Origin of the sequence: Aquabacterium sp. (genome assembly GCF_050725395.1) — a bacterium.
Taxonomy (GTDB): domain Bacteria; phylum Pseudomonadota; class Gammaproteobacteria; order Burkholderiales; family Burkholderiaceae_C; genus Aquabacterium.
Genome location: NZ_JBOHHL010000058.1, coordinates 1 through 13668 on the forward strand (window position 1 = coordinate 1; position 13668 = coordinate 13668).

Genomic DNA, 13668 nt, shown 5'->3' on the forward strand with positions numbered 1-13668 from the left:
CGACAAAGGCGCGGTGGCGGACACTGGCGAGGCAAGGGACACAGCAGAACTCATGATCAAGACAAGAACCCATGATGGCGCGGCAGGTGCGCGCAAGTCAGCATGGTAGCCGCCCGGCCCCGGGACCTGCGGGCGCAGTGGCACGAACACCCCGCTGCCATCGACGCCACCCAGTGGGACCGCCTGGTGGCGGGCCTGCCCGGCGGCACGCCATTCATGCGCCACGGCTTCCTGACGGCCATGGTCGACAGCGGCAGTGCTTGCGCCGACACGGGCTGGCAACCGCTCTTCCTGACCGTGCACGACCACAGCACCGGGCAACTGGTGGCCGCGTGCGCCACCTTCGCCAAATCGCACTCCTATGGTGAATACGTGTTCGACTGGGCTTGGGCCGATGCGCACGACCGCGCCTTCAAAGCCGCTGGCGCGAGCTATTTTCCCAAGCTGTTGGGCGCCGTGCCATTTTCGCCAGTGCCGGGACCGCGCCTGCTGGTCGATCCCGATGCGTCCTCCGACGTTCAGCAAGCCTTGCGCACCACCTTGCTGCAAGCCATGAGTCAGCAGGTGGAGCGGCAAGACTGGTCATCGGCCCACCTCTTGTTCGTGTCTGAGCCGGAGGCCGAGGCCGCCCAGGCCCAAGGTTGGCTCACGCGCCATGGGGTGCAGTTCCATTGGAACAACCGCCAGGGCGAGCCCTACTTCGACCACGAAGATTTTTTGGCCAGCCTGCACCGCGACAAGCGCAAGAAGATCCACCAGGAACGGCGCAAGGTGCGCGAAGCGGGCGTGACGTTCGAGGTGCTGGAAGGCGATCAGATCACCGAGGCGGATTGGGATTTTTTCCACCGCTGCTACACGCAAACCTACTGGCAGCATGGCCAGCGCCCTTACCTGAGCCGTGCGTTCTGGCAACTGGCCAGCCAGTCGCGCCCGCAAGATTGGGTGCTCTTCGTGGCCAGCCGCGCGGGTGAACGCATGGCCTGTGCGCTGCTGGCCGTGGACGCCGAACTGGGTTTGGCCTATGGTCGCTACTGGGGCGCGCTGGAAACCGTGTCCTGCCTGCACTTCGAGGCCTGTTATTACCAACCCATGGCCTGGTGCATCGCCAAAGGGTATCGGCGTTTCGAAGGTGGCGCTCAGGGCGAGCACAAGCTGGCACGAGGCCTGCTGGGCACACCCACCCAGTCGGTGCATTGGCTGGCGCACCCCGGCTTCAAACAGGCCGTGGCTGATTTTTTACACCGTGAAGATCACCAAATTCAGCACTACATTGATGAATTGGATGATCGAAAACCGTTCAAACCCTTGGACGCGCCCGGTTAAACGGGTGAGAAACTGAGGGTTGCACACCCCACAAATACCAGGGTCCAGATGCCGTCCTTCCTTCCCACCTTCACCAGCGAGTACCCGCCGCCGATCCTCGACATCGAGGCCTCGGGTTTCGGGCTCGGCAGCTATCCGATCGAGGTGGGCATCGTGATGCCCGACGGCCGCTCCTGGTGCAGCCTGGTCAAGCCCGAACCCGAATGGCAGCATTGGGATCCCAACGCCGCCGCCGTCCACCACATCACGCGCGACAGCCTGGACAAGCATGGCCGCCCCGCCCGCGAGGTGGCGATCGCCCTGAACGACTGGCTGGAAGGCATGGTCGTGTATTCCGACGCCTGGGCCCATGACTACACCTGGTTGAGCCGACTGTTCGACGCGGCCGACATGACGCCGCACTTCAAGCTGGACAACCTGCGCGCCCTGCTGTCGGAAACCGAAGCCGCCAACTGGCATGAGCTGAAGCGCCAGGTGGCGCTGGGCATGATCCTGCAGCGGCACCGTGCCAGTTCGGACGCCCGCCTGCTGCAGTCCACCCTGAAGGCGCTCAAGCAGCAACCCGCCGCCGTGGCCTGAGCCCGGCCAGAGCAAGCAAGGATCAGGGAAAGCCGCGCTGGCTTTGCTGCTCTTGTTCGGTCATGCGCCGGCATTCGGCGTGGCCCGCATAGGCAGGTCGCGAACAATGGCGCTTCATGCAGATCGCCAATGAAATGAAGGTCCTGGACCCACAGGCTTGCCTGGGATTGAGCGCTTCGGAAGCGTCGGCCACATCACCGCTGGCACGCTTGCGCACCTTGACGTTGCGCGGCTCTTCGGTGTTGGAGGCCGCATCCGCCTGAGCCATGGGCAGCGAGGTCCTTGACTTGCCCGAGGCGCTGGCCTTCGGCGCCGCGCTCGCGGCCACCGCAGTGGCCAAGGGCAGGTCGTCGGCCGGGGCCTGCGTTGAATGCCGCTGCGCCCACAGACCAGAAACGGCCACCACGACCACGAAAGCCATGCCCCAGACCCAGCGCCGGTTCTGGGTCGAGCCGGTGTCGGCGACGAGGGATTCGGTCGTGGCCTGGGGCCGCGGCGGTTCGGTCTTCTTGCGTTTGGCAACGCTGACCGGCCACTTGGGTTTGGACCGCAAGGTGCCCGCCGCCGGGATCGTGGTCAGGTAGGCCCGGGCTTCGATGGCATCGTGGCCGGCGGGCTTGTGCCCGTTGGCGGGCCTGACCAACACCGTCTGGGGCACCCAGCCATCACCCTGGGTCAGGCCCGATGCGTCCACGTTGACGATGCCCGAGAGCTCCTGACGCCAGGCCAGGATCGAATCCGGCCGGTCTTGCGGTCGCACGGCCAGGGCATGGTCGATGGCGTTGACGAAGCTGCTGCTGTAGTGGCGGCCGAAGCCGCTGGCCAGGCCATCGCTCATCTGGCTGAGGCCGGGCAGGTCGTCGTGCACGGCGCGTGCGCTGGCCGGCGTGGGCGGGCGCCCGGTGATGCAAAAGTGCACGACGGCGGCCAGGGCGTAGAGGTCGGTCCAGGCCCCCTGACGCAGTTGCACGGTCTCGGCGTATTGCTCGATGGGGGCGAAACTGGGTTTGAGGATGGCCGTCAACGATTGGGTGTGGTCGCCGATCACATGGCGGGCCGCGCCCAGGTCCAGCAGCACCGGTCGCGGGCCCTCGCCCTCTTCCACGTCGTCCAGCAGCAGGATGTTGTCGGGGGCGATGTCGCGGTGGAAGACCTGTTCGCGGTGCAGGCAGTCCAACGCGCCCAGCACCGGCTCGATGACCTGGCGCAACCAGGTCTCGTCCGGCGGCTCCGTCATCTCGCGGCGGGCGTTCTGCACGGTCTGGCCACGGTAGTAAGGCATCACCATGTAGGCGGTGCCGTGCTCTTCCCAGAAGCGGTAGACCTTGACCAGCGCCGGGTGGTCGAAACGCGCCAGCAGGCGTGCCTCGTTGATGAAGGAGCGCAGCCCCAGGGCAAAAGTCTCGGCATGGCTGGCCGCGCGCAGGCTCACGCCCAGGCCATCACCACGGGCCGCCAGGGCCGCCGGCATGTATTCCTTGATGGCAATCTGTCGCTCCAGCGCGTGGTCGAACGCCAGGTAGACGATGCCGAACCCGCCCACGCCCAGCACGCGTTCGATCTCGAATTCGCCTAGGCGGGTGCCGGTGGGCAGGGCGTCGTGCTCAGCTACAGGGGGCATGGCAAATGGGCATCTCCAATCGAACCGCGCAGCTTACCCCACATGTTTGGCGGGCATCCAAGGCCATTATCAAGGCTTAAGCCGCGGTGCAACAGTCCGAAAATCCGTGTGCTATTTGTTGCAGCCGGGGTGTCCATGACTTCATTCCTTACATCGATGATCGTGGGGACGCCCAATTTGTTCCGTCATCCATCCGCCGGGGTCTTGGCTTTGCCCATGCTGGCGTCGGTGGGTGTCGGGTATGAACTGTCGTCCTCGTCCAGCCCTGCTTTCCAGGCAGGATCGCTGTTGCTGTTGAGCCTGCTGGGGCTGCAGTGCTGGCGAATGCAGCGAAGGCGGTGGTTTCCGGCCTCGGAGGGCTCGCCCGTGGCGGCGCCACCAGAACCGCAGGCCTTGTCCTCTCAGGTGCTGCAGGCTTGCGGAGACGCCTTCATCGTGAGCGATGGGCTGGACCGTGTCGTGCTGGCCAACCCCGCCTTCCTGGCGATGACCGGCCTGAGTCCCTCCGAAGTCATCGGCCACAGCGCCGAGCTGCTGGGCATGCCGCCCCTGCGCGACTCGCACCTGGAGGGCGTGCGTGCGGCGCTGGCGTCGGGGCTGCGCTGGTCCGGCGAAAGCGTGCAGGTGCGCGCCGACGGACAGCAGATCGACACCTGCCTGACCGTCAGCGCCTTGCGCAACCAAGCTGGCCAGATCACCCAGCACATCCGGACCTTCAACGACATCACCGCGATCAAGCAGCAACAACGCGTGCTGGCGGAACAGGCCCGGCACGACAGCCTGACCGGTCTGCCCAACCGCCGCGCCTTTGGCGAACGCTTGCAGCAAGCCATGTCCCGCGCGCGGCGCCAGCCCCAGACCCTGGCCGTGCTCTACGTCGACCTGGACGGGTTCAAGCGGGTGAACGACGCGCATGGGCACGCGGTGGGCGATGAGTTGCTGATCGAGGTGAGCCGGCGCCTGGACGCTTGCGTGCGCTTGACCGATTGCGTGTGCCGCCTGTCCGGTGACGAATTCACCGTGATCCTGGAAGGTGCGGGCCACCCGGAAGAAGTCCAGCGCATCGGCCACCGCATCCTGGAGCGGCTGAGCCTGCCCCACCCATTGGCCGGGCAAAGCATCGTGGTCACGCCCAGCCTCGGGGGCACGCTGTTCCAGGTCGGGGACAACGCCGAGTCCCTGTGCCGCCGAGCCGATGAAACCATGTACGAGGCCAAACGGGCAGGCAAGGCGCGCTTCTTCTTGAACGCGCAGCCCTCGGCAAGCAGGGTGGAGCGGGCGAACTGAGGGGAAGAAACAGCGAGCCGGTCCCCGTGATCGAGGGATGCACCATGGCTGTGCAGCGCCACAACGCCTTATGCGGGACTGGTATAAACACTGATCTTGACCGACCGCCCCCTTTCAACGCCACCCCTGCATGAACCCACCCAACGCCGCAACACCCCGTCCTGACGCCACCAAGGCCCCCGCCGTTCCGCGCGTCGTCATCGTAGGTTGCGGTTTTGGCGGACTGGAAGCGGCCCGTGTGCTGTCCAAGGCGGCGGTCGAGATCATCGTCATCGACCGGACCAACCACCACCTCTTCCAGCCCCTGCTCTACCAGGTGGCGACCGCGGGCCTGCCGGCACCGGCCATCGCCGGCCCGATCCGGCACATCCTGCGCAAGGAAATCGCCCACGGCAACCTGACCGTGCTCATGGGCGAGGTCATGTCCATCGATTCCGCCACGAACTGCATCGTGCTGGACGGCGGCGAGCACGTGCTGTACGACCACCTGATCCTGGCCTCGGGCGCCACGCACAGCTATTTCGGGCGCGACGACTGGGCCAAGTACGCCCCCGGCCTGAAGACCTTGGGCGACGCCTTCACCATCCGCCGCCGCGTGCTGACCGCCTTCGAGCAGGCCGAGCGCGAGATGGACCTGGACAAGCGCGAACCCTGGCTCACCTTCGCCATCGTGGGCGCGGGCCCCACCGGCGTCGAAATGGCCGGCACCCTGGCCGAGATCGCACAACACACCCTGCGCTCCGAATTCCGCCGCATCGATTCGCGGCGCGCGCGCATCATCCTGCTGGAAGGCGCCCCGCGCGTGCTGGGCACCTTCCCCGAGCACCTGTCGCAACGCGCCAAAGAGCAGTTGCAAGGCCTGGGCGCCGAAGTGCTGCTGGGCGCCAAGGTGACCGACATCAACGCCTTCGGCATCCACTACGACACCACCGACACCACGGCCGATGGCGTCAGCAAGACGGTGTCGCAGTTTTTGCCGACACGCACCGTGGTGTGGGCCGCAGGCGTGGCCGCCTCGCCGCTGGGCCGCTCGCTGGCCAAGAGCACCGGCTGCGCGCTGGACCGTGCCGGCCGCGTCATCGTCGAGCCCGACCTGAGCGTGCCCGGCCACCCCAACATCTACGTGGTGGGCGACCTGGCCAGCGCCAAGAGCTACCTCGATCCCAAGAACCCGACCGTGGTGCCCGGCGTCAGCCCCGGTGCCAAGCAGATGGGCCGCAAGGCCGCGCGCAACATCATCCGCGTGCTGCGGGCGCAGGAGGCCAAGGCTTTCCGCTACCTGGACTACGGTGCGCTGGCCACCATTGGCAAGCGCGCCGCCATCGCCGTGGTCGACGTGCCCTTCACCAAGATCAAGGTGCAGTTCAGCGGCTTTTCGGCCTGGCTGTTCTGGCTGTTCGTGCACATCTACTTCCTGATCGGCTTCCGCAACCGCACCGTGGTCTTCATGGACTGGGCCTGGGCTTACTTCACCTCGCAGCGACACGCCCGCGTCTTCCCGGACCCTCACGCGCTGGAGCCCAATGCCGTGGTCGTGCACATCGATCCTCCGGCCCCACCGCCCAAGGTCTGATCCAGATCATGGCAACATAGGGCCATGACTTCCCCCTCGACCATTCCCCAGCGCCTTTCGGCCCTGCGCCAGCACCTGCGCCAGCAAGGCTGGCAAGCCTGCCTGGTGCCCAGCAGCGATCCGCACTTGTCCGAGTATTTGCCGGACCGCTGGCAGACCCGGGCCTGGCTGAGCGGTTTCAATGGCTCGGCCGGCACGCTCATCGTGGCCCACCAGCAAGCCGCGCTGTTCACCGACAGCCGCTACTGGGAGCAGGCCGAGGCCGAACTGGCCGGCAGCGGCATCGCCTTGTTCAAGCTGGAAGGCGCGGCCGTGCCCGCCTACGTTGGCTGGCTCAAGGCCCTGAATGTGCCGGAAAGCCAGGCCGTGCTGGCCGTGGACGGCGCCGTGCTGGGCCTGGCCATGACGCAATCCCTGAGCGATGCCCTGGCGGCCGAGCACTGGACCTTGAACACCGCGCAAGACCCGGTGGACGCCATCTGGCCTGACCGCCCCGCCCCGCCCATGGTGCCGGTGTTCGAACACACCTTGCCGCATGCCTCGACACCGCGCGCCGACAAACTGGCCGCGCTGCGCCAGGCTTTGAAAGCACGGGGCGCCACCCACCACTGGATCGCCACCCTGGACGACCTGGCCTGGGTGCTGAACCTGCGCGGCGCCGATGTCGACTACAACCCGGTCTTCATCGGCCACGCCTTGATCTCGCTGGACAGCGCCACCTTGTTCGTCGCGCCCGGCAAGGTCCCGGCCGACATCCAGGCCCGCCTGGCGCAAGACGGCGTGCAATGCCAGCCCTATGAGCAGGCCTTGTCCGCGCTGCGCCAATTGCCGCCTGACGCCCGCCTCTTGATCGACCCCAAGCGCATCACCTGGGGCCTGCGGGAAGCCGTGCCGCCCGGCGTGGCCGTGATCGAGGCCATCAACCCGACGACGCTGGCCAAATCGCGCAAGACCGACGCCGAAACCGCCTTCGTGCGCGAAGCGATGGAACGCGATGGCGCGGCCATGTGCGCCTTCTACGCCTGGTTTGAAAACGCGCTGGGCCAAGAGCACATCAGCGAGTTGACGGTGGACGAACGCCTGACCGCCGAGCGCGTCAAGCAGCCCGGCTTCGTGTCATTGAGCTTTCCCACCATCGCCGGCTTCAACGCCAACGGCGCCCTGCCCCATTACCGCGCCACGCCCGACAGCTTCGCGGTGCTGAGCACGCCGCAAGGCTTGAGCGCGCCAGGTTTATTGCTGATCGACTCGGGCGCGCAGTACCTGGGCGGCACCACCGACATCACGCGCGTGTGGGCCATCGGCACGCCGACCAAGGCCCAGCAGCGCGACTTCACCCTGGTGCTGAAAGGCACCTTGGCCTTGTCGCGCGCGCGCTACCCACGCGGCACCCTGTCGCCCATGCTGGACGCGATCGCGCGCGCGCCGCTGTGGGCCGAGGGCATCGATTTCGGCCACGGCACGGGGCACGGCGTGGGCTATTTCATGAATGTGCACGAGGGGCCTCAGTCGATTTCGAAAGCCGTGCCCGATGCGACCATGGCCATGCAGCCCGGCATGATCACCTCCATCGAGCCTGGCCTGTACCGTCCCCGCCAATGGGGCATCCGCATCGAGAACCTGGTGTTGAACGTGCCGGTGGTGCCCAGTGTGGCCAACACCTCGCCCGGCGATCCGGAACATGGCGAATACCTGGCCTTCGAGACCCTGAGCCTGTGCCCCATCGACACCCGCTGCATCGACTTGTCACTGCTGCGCGCCGATGAAATCGACTGGCTCAATGGCTACCATGCCGAAGTTTTGAAGCGGCTCACACCGCTGGTCAGCGGCGAAGCGCTGGCGTGGCTGGAAAAACGCACCCGGCCGATTTGAGTTCGGAGCGTCAGCCCATCACGACCGGGCCACCCTTGGCCAGCGCGCGCTGGTAGGCGGGACGCGCCACCATGCGGGCCTTGTAGGCGGCCAGTTGGGGGTATTTGGCCGCATCGGCCCCACGCGACATCGCGGCCTCGACCGCGAAGCTCATCTGGAAGTCGGCCACCGTGAGGTCATCACCGGCGAACCAGGTGTGCGTGGCCAGGTGCTTTTCCATGAAGGTGAAGGCCGCGCTCAGGTTGGGGTCGACCAGCTTGCCGCGCACCTGCTCGCACATCTTGCGCGCGATGGGCTTCACGAAGAAAGGCATGGGCTGGTTGGGGATGGCCAGGAACACCAGCTTCATCACCAACCAGGGCATGAGCGAGCCCTCGGCGTAGTGCATCCAGAAGCGCGACTCGGCGTATTCAGGCGTGCCCTTGGCGGGTTGCAGGTGGGCCAGGTCGCCCTGGGCCTGGGCGCCATATCGGTCGGCCAGGTGTTCGATGATCACGGCGGACTCGGCCACCGTCTGACCATCGTCGACGATGACGGGGGACTTGCCCAGCGGGTGCACGGCCTTGAGTTCGGGGGGCGCAAGCCGCGTGACGGGATTGCGCTTGTAGAACTTGATGTCGTAAGGCACGCCAAGCTCTTCGAGCAACCACAGCACGCGCTGCGAACGGGAGGTTTCCAGGTGGTGTACGGTGATCATGAGCTCAAGCATAAACGGCGCCAAACAGCTTGCCCAGGCCCGTGGTCAGGCCCATGGCCAGCACGCCCCAGAACGCCACGCGCGCCGACGCCTTGAACACACGCGCCCCGCCTGCATGGGCGGCCAGTGCACCCAGGCCCGTGAGGCACACCAGGGAAACGCCAGACACCATCCAGGCCAGGTAAGCGGGTGGCACCAGGCAGGCGGTGATCAATGGCAAGGCCGCGCCGGCCGAGAACGTGGCCGCCGAGGTCAGCGCCGCCTGCACGGGTTGCGAGACCAGGGTGCTGGACAGGCCCAACTCGTCACGCGCGTGTGCGCCCAGGGCATCATGGGCCATCAGCTGGGAGGCGACTTCGCGGGCCAGGCTCGGGCTCAATCCACGGGCCACGTAGATCGAGGCCAGCTCCAAATGCTCAGCCTCGGGCTGGGCGTGGAGTTCGGCACGCTCCCGCGCCAGATCGGCCGTCTCGGTGTCGGCTTGCGAAGCGACTGACACGTATTCGCCCGCCGCCATCGACATGGCGCCCGCAACCAGCGCGGCCGACCCCGCGACCAGCAACTCATGCTGACCGGTGCTGGCCGCCGCCACACCCAGCATCAAGCTGGCGGTGGACACGATGCCGTCGTTGGCACCCAGCACGGCGGCGCGCAGCCAGCCAATGCGGTCGGTTCGGTGCAGTTCGGGGTGGGTGGTGCGGGCCATGTTTGGTCAACCCTGGCAGAGCTGGCTGAATGGCGCCCTGACCACCTGCACGGTGACGTGCTCGATCTTGAACTGGTCGTGGAGGTGCTCGGTGACGTCCTTCAAGAATGCATCGTCGGCCTGCCGCTCGGGCATGACCAGGTGGGCGGTCAGCGCGATCTCGGAGGTGCCCATGGCCCACACGTGCAGGTCGTGCACGCGGTCCACGCCGGGCAAGGTCTCAAGGTAGGCCTTGACGGCCGGCAGGTCGATCTGCTCGGGCACGCCATCGAACAGCAGGTGCAACGACTGGCGGAACAAGCCCCAGGTGCCGACCACGATGACCAGGGCGATCGCCAGGCTCACCGCAGGATCCAGCCAGGCCCAGCCGAACTTCAAGGTCAAGGCGCCAGCGATGACCACGCCCAGCGAGACCAGCGCATCGGCCGCCATGTGCAGGAAAGCCCCCCGGATGTTGAGGTCGTCCTTGCTGCCCCGCATGAACAACAAGGCCGTGGCCGTGTTGACCACGATGCCGATGGCGGCCACGACCATGATGGTCACGCCCTGCGTGGGCACGGGCGAGTTGAAGCGCCCCAACGCTTCCCAGGCCAGGGAGCCCATGGCGACGAGCAGGATGAAAGCATTGGCGAACGCGGCCAGGATGGTGGCGCGCTTGAAGCCATAGGTGTTGCGCATGCTGGGCCGGACCTTGCCCGCCAACACGCCAACCCAGGCCAGCAGCAGGCCGGCGACGTCGCTCAGGTTGTGGCCCGCATCGGCCAGCAGGGCCAGGGAGTTGATCTTCCAGCCATAGAAGGCTTCGATGGCCACGAAGACCGTGTTCAGCACGATGCCAATGGCGAAGGCCTGGTTGAAATTGGCCGGCGCGTGCACGTGGCCATGTCCCGCGTGGCCATGGCCGTGCGAATGCCCATGGTGATCGTGGGCATGATCGTGGTGGTGATGAGGGTGGGCGTGGTCGTGGTTGTGTCCGGCGCTCATGTCGGGAACTCCTGGTGGCTCGGCGAGGATGGTCTCACAGGCCGGTCCAGGCCCGCGAGTCCGGCCGCCAGTGTCACGCAAAATTGACGGGGATCTCTGGCCTCACGTATGCTCGCCCGATGCCCAAGCCGCTTGTCCAGAATCTGTTCGCGAACGCCACGCCGCCCTTGGAAGGCGAGCACTTCGACACGCTGCTTCAGCCCGCACTGTCCGTCACCATTCCCGCGCACAACGAAGCACGCTTCATCGGCAAGGGCATCGAAAGCGTCTTCAGGTCGGCGCAAAAGGCCGGGCACCCCGTGGAGGTGGTGGTGGCCTTGAACCGCTGCACCGACCAGACCCAGTCCATCGCCGAGTCGCTGGGCGCACGCTGCGTGGTCGAGGACAAGAAGTGCATCTCCGCGGTTCGCAACGCGGCCATCCGCGCCAGCAGCGCGCCGGCCATCGCCACCCTGGACGCCGACAGCTGGATGTCCGAGGACACCGTTGCGGCCATCCTGCGGATGGTGGGAGACGACCGCTATGTGGGCGGTGGCGCGATGATCAAGCCTGAACGCATGTCGCCCGGCATCTTCTTCAGCGTGCTGTCGGTGGTGCCGTACGTGATCCGGCATCGGCTGTCTTACGGCATGTTCTGGTTCAGGCGCGACGCTTTCGAGGCGCTGAATGGGTTCGATGAACAACTGGTCAGCGTGGAAGACGTGGACTTCGCCTTGCGCCTGCGCAGCCTGGGGCGCCAGCGCGGCCAGCGCTACGGCACCCTCTGGCGCGATGGCATCACCACCTCATGCCGCAAGTTCGACATGTTTGGCGATTGGTACCTGTTCAGGAACCCGGGGTTGGTGCGGCGCATCTTCGCCGGCCAGGACCGCGCCGCGGCCGATCATTTTTTCTACGATGTCAAGCGCTGATGGCCTGAGGTCCGCGCCTCAGCCTCCGCCCAGGGCCTGGTACAGCGTCACCAGGCTGTTCAAGCGGTTCACGCGGTTTTGCGCCAGGGCGTTGGTCGCCACGCGGCGGGTCTCCTGTGCATCGAGCCAGGTTTTCAAAGGCACGGCACCGGCCCGGTACTGAAGCTCGCTCAAACGCTCGGACTGCAAGGCCGCTGCGAGGGACACCTTTAGTTGCTGCGCCTGCACCTCGTACTGCGTGCGGGCCGACAGCGCATTTTCGACATCGGCCAGGGATTGGTACCAGCTCTGACGGAAGCCCAGCACGGCTTGCTCGTGGTCGGCCTGCGAGATGGCCACGTTGCGCTGCATGTCGCGCCACTGGATGAAGGGCAAGGCCAGCCCCGCACCCAGGGTGGCCACCGGGTTGCTCAGCACATTGGACAGCACATTGCTGGTGCCGCCCAGACTGCCCGTGAGGCTCAAGGTGGGGTAGTAGCTCGTGCGCGTGGCATCGACCGTGGCCAGGCTGCTGCGCAGGCGCAACTCTGCGGCGCGCAGGTCGGGGCGGCGTGTCAACAAGGAGGCCGGCAAATCGGGCTCGACCGCCGGCAAGGCCGTCTCGGGCAGGCGTTGTGCTTCGGCCGGGGACTGGGCAGGCGGACCATCGAACAAGATGGCCAAGGCATTGCGCGCCTCCACACGCTGCTGCACCAGTTGCGACTGACTGGCTTCCTGGCTCGCCAGGGTCTGCTGGGCCTGCGCCTCTTCGAGGCCGGTCACGCTGCCCGCCGCGTGCTGCACTTTGACCAGCGCCAGCGTTTTGCGCGCGTAGTCGATGCTTTGTTGACCGGATTCGATGCGCTGGTTGAGGTAGGCCACCTGCCAGTACAAGGAGGCCGTGGTGCCCACCAGCGACAAGGCCGCGGCCGCGCGGTCTTCCTCGGTGGCTTGAGCCTCCCATTCCGCGGCGTTGCGCTGGGCGGCCAGGCGGCCCCACAGGTCGGCTTCCCAGCTCACACCCGCCGTCAGGCTGTTGCTGCGCGTGGTGGGCCCGTTGTCCAGCAAACGGCTCGCCGAGGTGTTGGCCCCCAGGCTCACCGAAGGCAGTCGAGCACTGGCGGCCAGGCCAGCCTGCAACTGCGCGCGCCGCACCTTGATGGCGGCCACGGCAAGGTTGGTGTTGCGCCGGAGGGCCTCGTCCACCAGTTGCGTCAGCTGTGGGTCGCCGAAGCGTTCCCACCAGCGGTCTGCCACCGCCGCCGTCGCACTCGGCGCTGGCGCCGATTGCTGCCATTGCATGGGCACGGCCACCTCGGGCGTGCGGTAGGCACTGGGGCTGGCGCAAGCGGCCAGGAAGGCGGCCACCGCCAGCATGACGGCGCGCCGGGTCAGGTCAGTCATCTGCATGGTTTCCATTCATTCCCACCTTCAACGCGACAGGGCGTCCACCGGGTCCAACCTGGCGGCGTTGCGCGCCGGCAAAAAGCCGAACAGCACCCCGATCAGCGAGGACACGCCGAACGCCAGCAAGATGGTGGACATGGAGTACACCAGTTTGAAGTTGCCGCCGCCCACCGCGTCGAAGATGACGCCGATGGCCAGAGCAAGGCCGATGCCCAACAGGCCACCAATCAGGCACACCAGAATGGCCTCGATCAAAAACTGCCGCAGGATGTCGCTCTGGCGCGCGCCCACGGCCATGCGCACACCGATCTCTTGTGTGCGCTCGGTCACCGACACCAGCATGATGTTCATCACGCCGATGCCGCCCACGATCAAGGAGATCACCGCGATCGACGAGATCAACAAGGTCAGCGTGGCCGTGGTGGTCTCGATGGTCTGACGGATGCTGTCGCTGTTGCGCACGAAAAAGTCTTCGCTGCCATGGCGCTGCTTGATCAGCTTGACGATGCCTTGCTCAGCGGCCGCCGACGACACCGTGTCGCTGACGCGCACCGTGATGTTCCGCAGGTTGGACTGCCCCAGCAAACGCCGCAAGGCCGTCGTGTAGGGCACCCACACGTTCAGGCTGTCGCTGGCCATGAAAGCGCTTTCCTGCGGGGCGGTCACGCCCACCACGCGCACCGGCACATTGCCCAGGAAAATCACTTGCCCGATCGGGTCTTCATGCAC

General features: G+C 66.5%; 12 protein-coding genes. 6 read left to right on the plus strand and 6 right to left on the minus strand.

Features of this window, described 5'->3' with window-relative positions:
- Nucleotides 1-102 precede the first annotated feature (102 nt).
- Nucleotides 103-1323, plus strand: coding sequence for a GNAT family N-acetyltransferase (locus tag ACREB4_RS20190; protein ID WP_431590042.1), 1221 nt, complete (start codon nt 103-105; stop codon nt 1321-1323).
- 48 nt (nt 1324-1371) lie between these two features.
- A complete protein-coding gene (locus ACREB4_RS20195; protein ID WP_431590043.1) occupies nt 1372-1902 on the plus strand; it encodes a 3'-5' exonuclease in 531 nt (176 codons plus the stop codon).
- 22 nt (nt 1903-1924) lie between these two features.
- Here ACREB4_RS20195 and ACREB4_RS20200 read toward each other — a convergent pair whose 3' ends face one another.
- Nucleotides 1925-3523, minus strand: coding sequence for a serine/threonine protein kinase (locus tag ACREB4_RS20200; protein ID WP_431590044.1), 1599 nt, complete (start codon nt 3521-3523; stop codon nt 1925-1927).
- 135 nt (nt 3524-3658) lie between these two features.
- Between ACREB4_RS20200 and ACREB4_RS20205 the strand changes: the two genes are divergently transcribed.
- The 3 genes from ACREB4_RS20205 to ACREB4_RS20215 all read left to right on the plus strand — a co-directional run bounded on the left by ACREB4_RS20205 (nt 3659) and on the right by ACREB4_RS20215 (nt 8255).
- Nucleotides 3659-4810 (plus strand): diguanylate cyclase domain-containing protein, encoded by a 1152-nt coding sequence (locus tag ACREB4_RS20205; protein ID WP_431590045.1) that lies wholly within the window; start codon nt 3659-3661, stop codon nt 4808-4810.
- A 130-nt stretch (nt 4811-4940) separates the two neighbouring features.
- Nucleotides 4941-6383, plus strand: coding sequence for an NAD(P)/FAD-dependent oxidoreductase (locus tag ACREB4_RS20210; RefSeq protein ID WP_431590046.1), 1443 nt, complete (start codon nt 4941-4943; stop codon nt 6381-6383).
- A 24-nt stretch (nt 6384-6407) separates the two neighbouring features.
- On the plus strand, nt 6408-8255 hold the full coding sequence (locus ACREB4_RS20215; RefSeq protein WP_431590047.1) for a M24 family metallopeptidase: 1848 nt from the start codon (nt 6408-6410) through the stop codon (nt 8253-8255).
- Nucleotides 8256-8265: 10 nt separating this feature from the next.
- On the opposite strand, the gene ACREB4_RS20220 is transcribed toward ACREB4_RS20215, so the two are convergent.
- The 3 genes from ACREB4_RS20220 to ACREB4_RS20230 are packed head-to-tail and all read right to left on the minus strand — an operon-like array spanning nt 8266 to nt 10642.
- Nucleotides 8266-8952, minus strand: a complete 687-nt coding sequence (locus ACREB4_RS20220) for a glutathione S-transferase family protein (RefSeq protein WP_431590048.1) — start codon at nt 8950-8952, stop codon at nt 8266-8268.
- A 4-nt stretch (nt 8953-8956) separates the two neighbouring features.
- Nucleotides 8957-9658, minus strand: coding sequence for a VIT1/CCC1 transporter family protein (locus tag ACREB4_RS20225; RefSeq protein WP_431590049.1), 702 nt, complete (start codon nt 9656-9658; stop codon nt 8957-8959).
- A 6-nt stretch (nt 9659-9664) separates the two neighbouring features.
- Nucleotides 9665-10642 carry a cation diffusion facilitator family transporter gene (locus ACREB4_RS20230; protein ID WP_431590050.1) on the minus strand — a complete coding sequence of 326 codons (978 nt, stop codon included), beginning with the start codon at nt 10640-10642 and terminating at the stop codon, nt 9665-9667.
- 119 nt (nt 10643-10761) lie between these two features.
- Between ACREB4_RS20230 and ACREB4_RS20235 the strand changes: the two genes are divergently transcribed.
- A complete protein-coding gene (locus ACREB4_RS20235) occupies nt 10762-11553 on the plus strand; it encodes a glycosyltransferase (protein ID WP_431590051.1) in 792 nt (263 codons plus the stop codon).
- 18 nt (nt 11554-11571) lie between these two features.
- On the opposite strand, the gene ACREB4_RS20240 is transcribed toward ACREB4_RS20235, so the two are convergent.
- The gene (locus ACREB4_RS20240; protein WP_431590052.1) at nt 11572-12942 is read right to left on the minus strand and encodes an efflux transporter outer membrane subunit; all 1371 of its coding nucleotides are present in this window, start codon (nt 12940-12942) and stop codon (nt 11572-11574) included.
- A gap of 21 nt (nt 12943-12963) precedes the next feature.
- The coding region (locus ACREB4_RS20245) for an FtsX-like permease family protein (protein ID WP_431590053.1) at nt 12964-13668 on the minus strand (705 nt) is incomplete at its 5' end.

What these genes read in the sequence shown, in the direction of transcription:
- ACREB4_RS20200 (WP_431590044.1), bottom strand. Translation starts at nt 3,523, where the DNA reads ATGCCCCCTGTAGCTGAGCACGACGCCCTGCCCACCGGCACCCGCCTA.
- ACREB4_RS20210 (WP_431590046.1), top strand. Translation starts at nt 4,941, where the DNA reads ATGAACCCACCCAACGCCGCAACACCCCGTCCTGACGCCACCAAGGCC.
- ACREB4_RS20240 (WP_431590052.1), bottom strand. Translation starts at nt 12,942, where the DNA reads ATGCAGATGACTGACCTGACCCGGCGCGCCGTCATGCTGGCGGTGGCC.
- ACREB4_RS20235 (WP_431590051.1), top strand. Translation starts at nt 10,762, where the DNA reads ATGCCCAAGCCGCTTGTCCAGAATCTGTTCGCGAACGCCACGCCGCCC.
- ACREB4_RS20230 (WP_431590050.1), bottom strand. Translation starts at nt 10,642, where the DNA reads ATGAGCGCCGGACACAACCACGACCACGCCCACCCTCATCACCACCAC.
- ACREB4_RS20205 (WP_431590045.1), top strand. Translation starts at nt 3,659, where the DNA reads ATGACTTCATTCCTTACATCGATGATCGTGGGGACGCCCAATTTGTTC.
- ACREB4_RS20220 (WP_431590048.1), bottom strand. Translation starts at nt 8,952, where the DNA reads ATGATCACCGTACACCACCTGGAAACCTCCCGTTCGCAGCGCGTGCTG.
- ACREB4_RS20190 (WP_431590042.1), top strand. Translation starts at nt 103, where the DNA reads ATGGTAGCCGCCCGGCCCCGGGACCTGCGGGCGCAGTGGCACGAACAC.
- ACREB4_RS20215 (WP_431590047.1), top strand. Translation starts at nt 6,408, where the DNA reads ATGACTTCCCCCTCGACCATTCCCCAGCGCCTTTCGGCCCTGCGCCAG.
- ACREB4_RS20195 (WP_431590043.1), top strand. Translation starts at nt 1,372, where the DNA reads ATGCCGTCCTTCCTTCCCACCTTCACCAGCGAGTACCCGCCGCCGATC.
- ACREB4_RS20225 (WP_431590049.1), bottom strand. Translation starts at nt 9,658, where the DNA reads ATGGCCCGCACCACCCACCCCGAACTGCACCGAACCGACCGCATTGGC.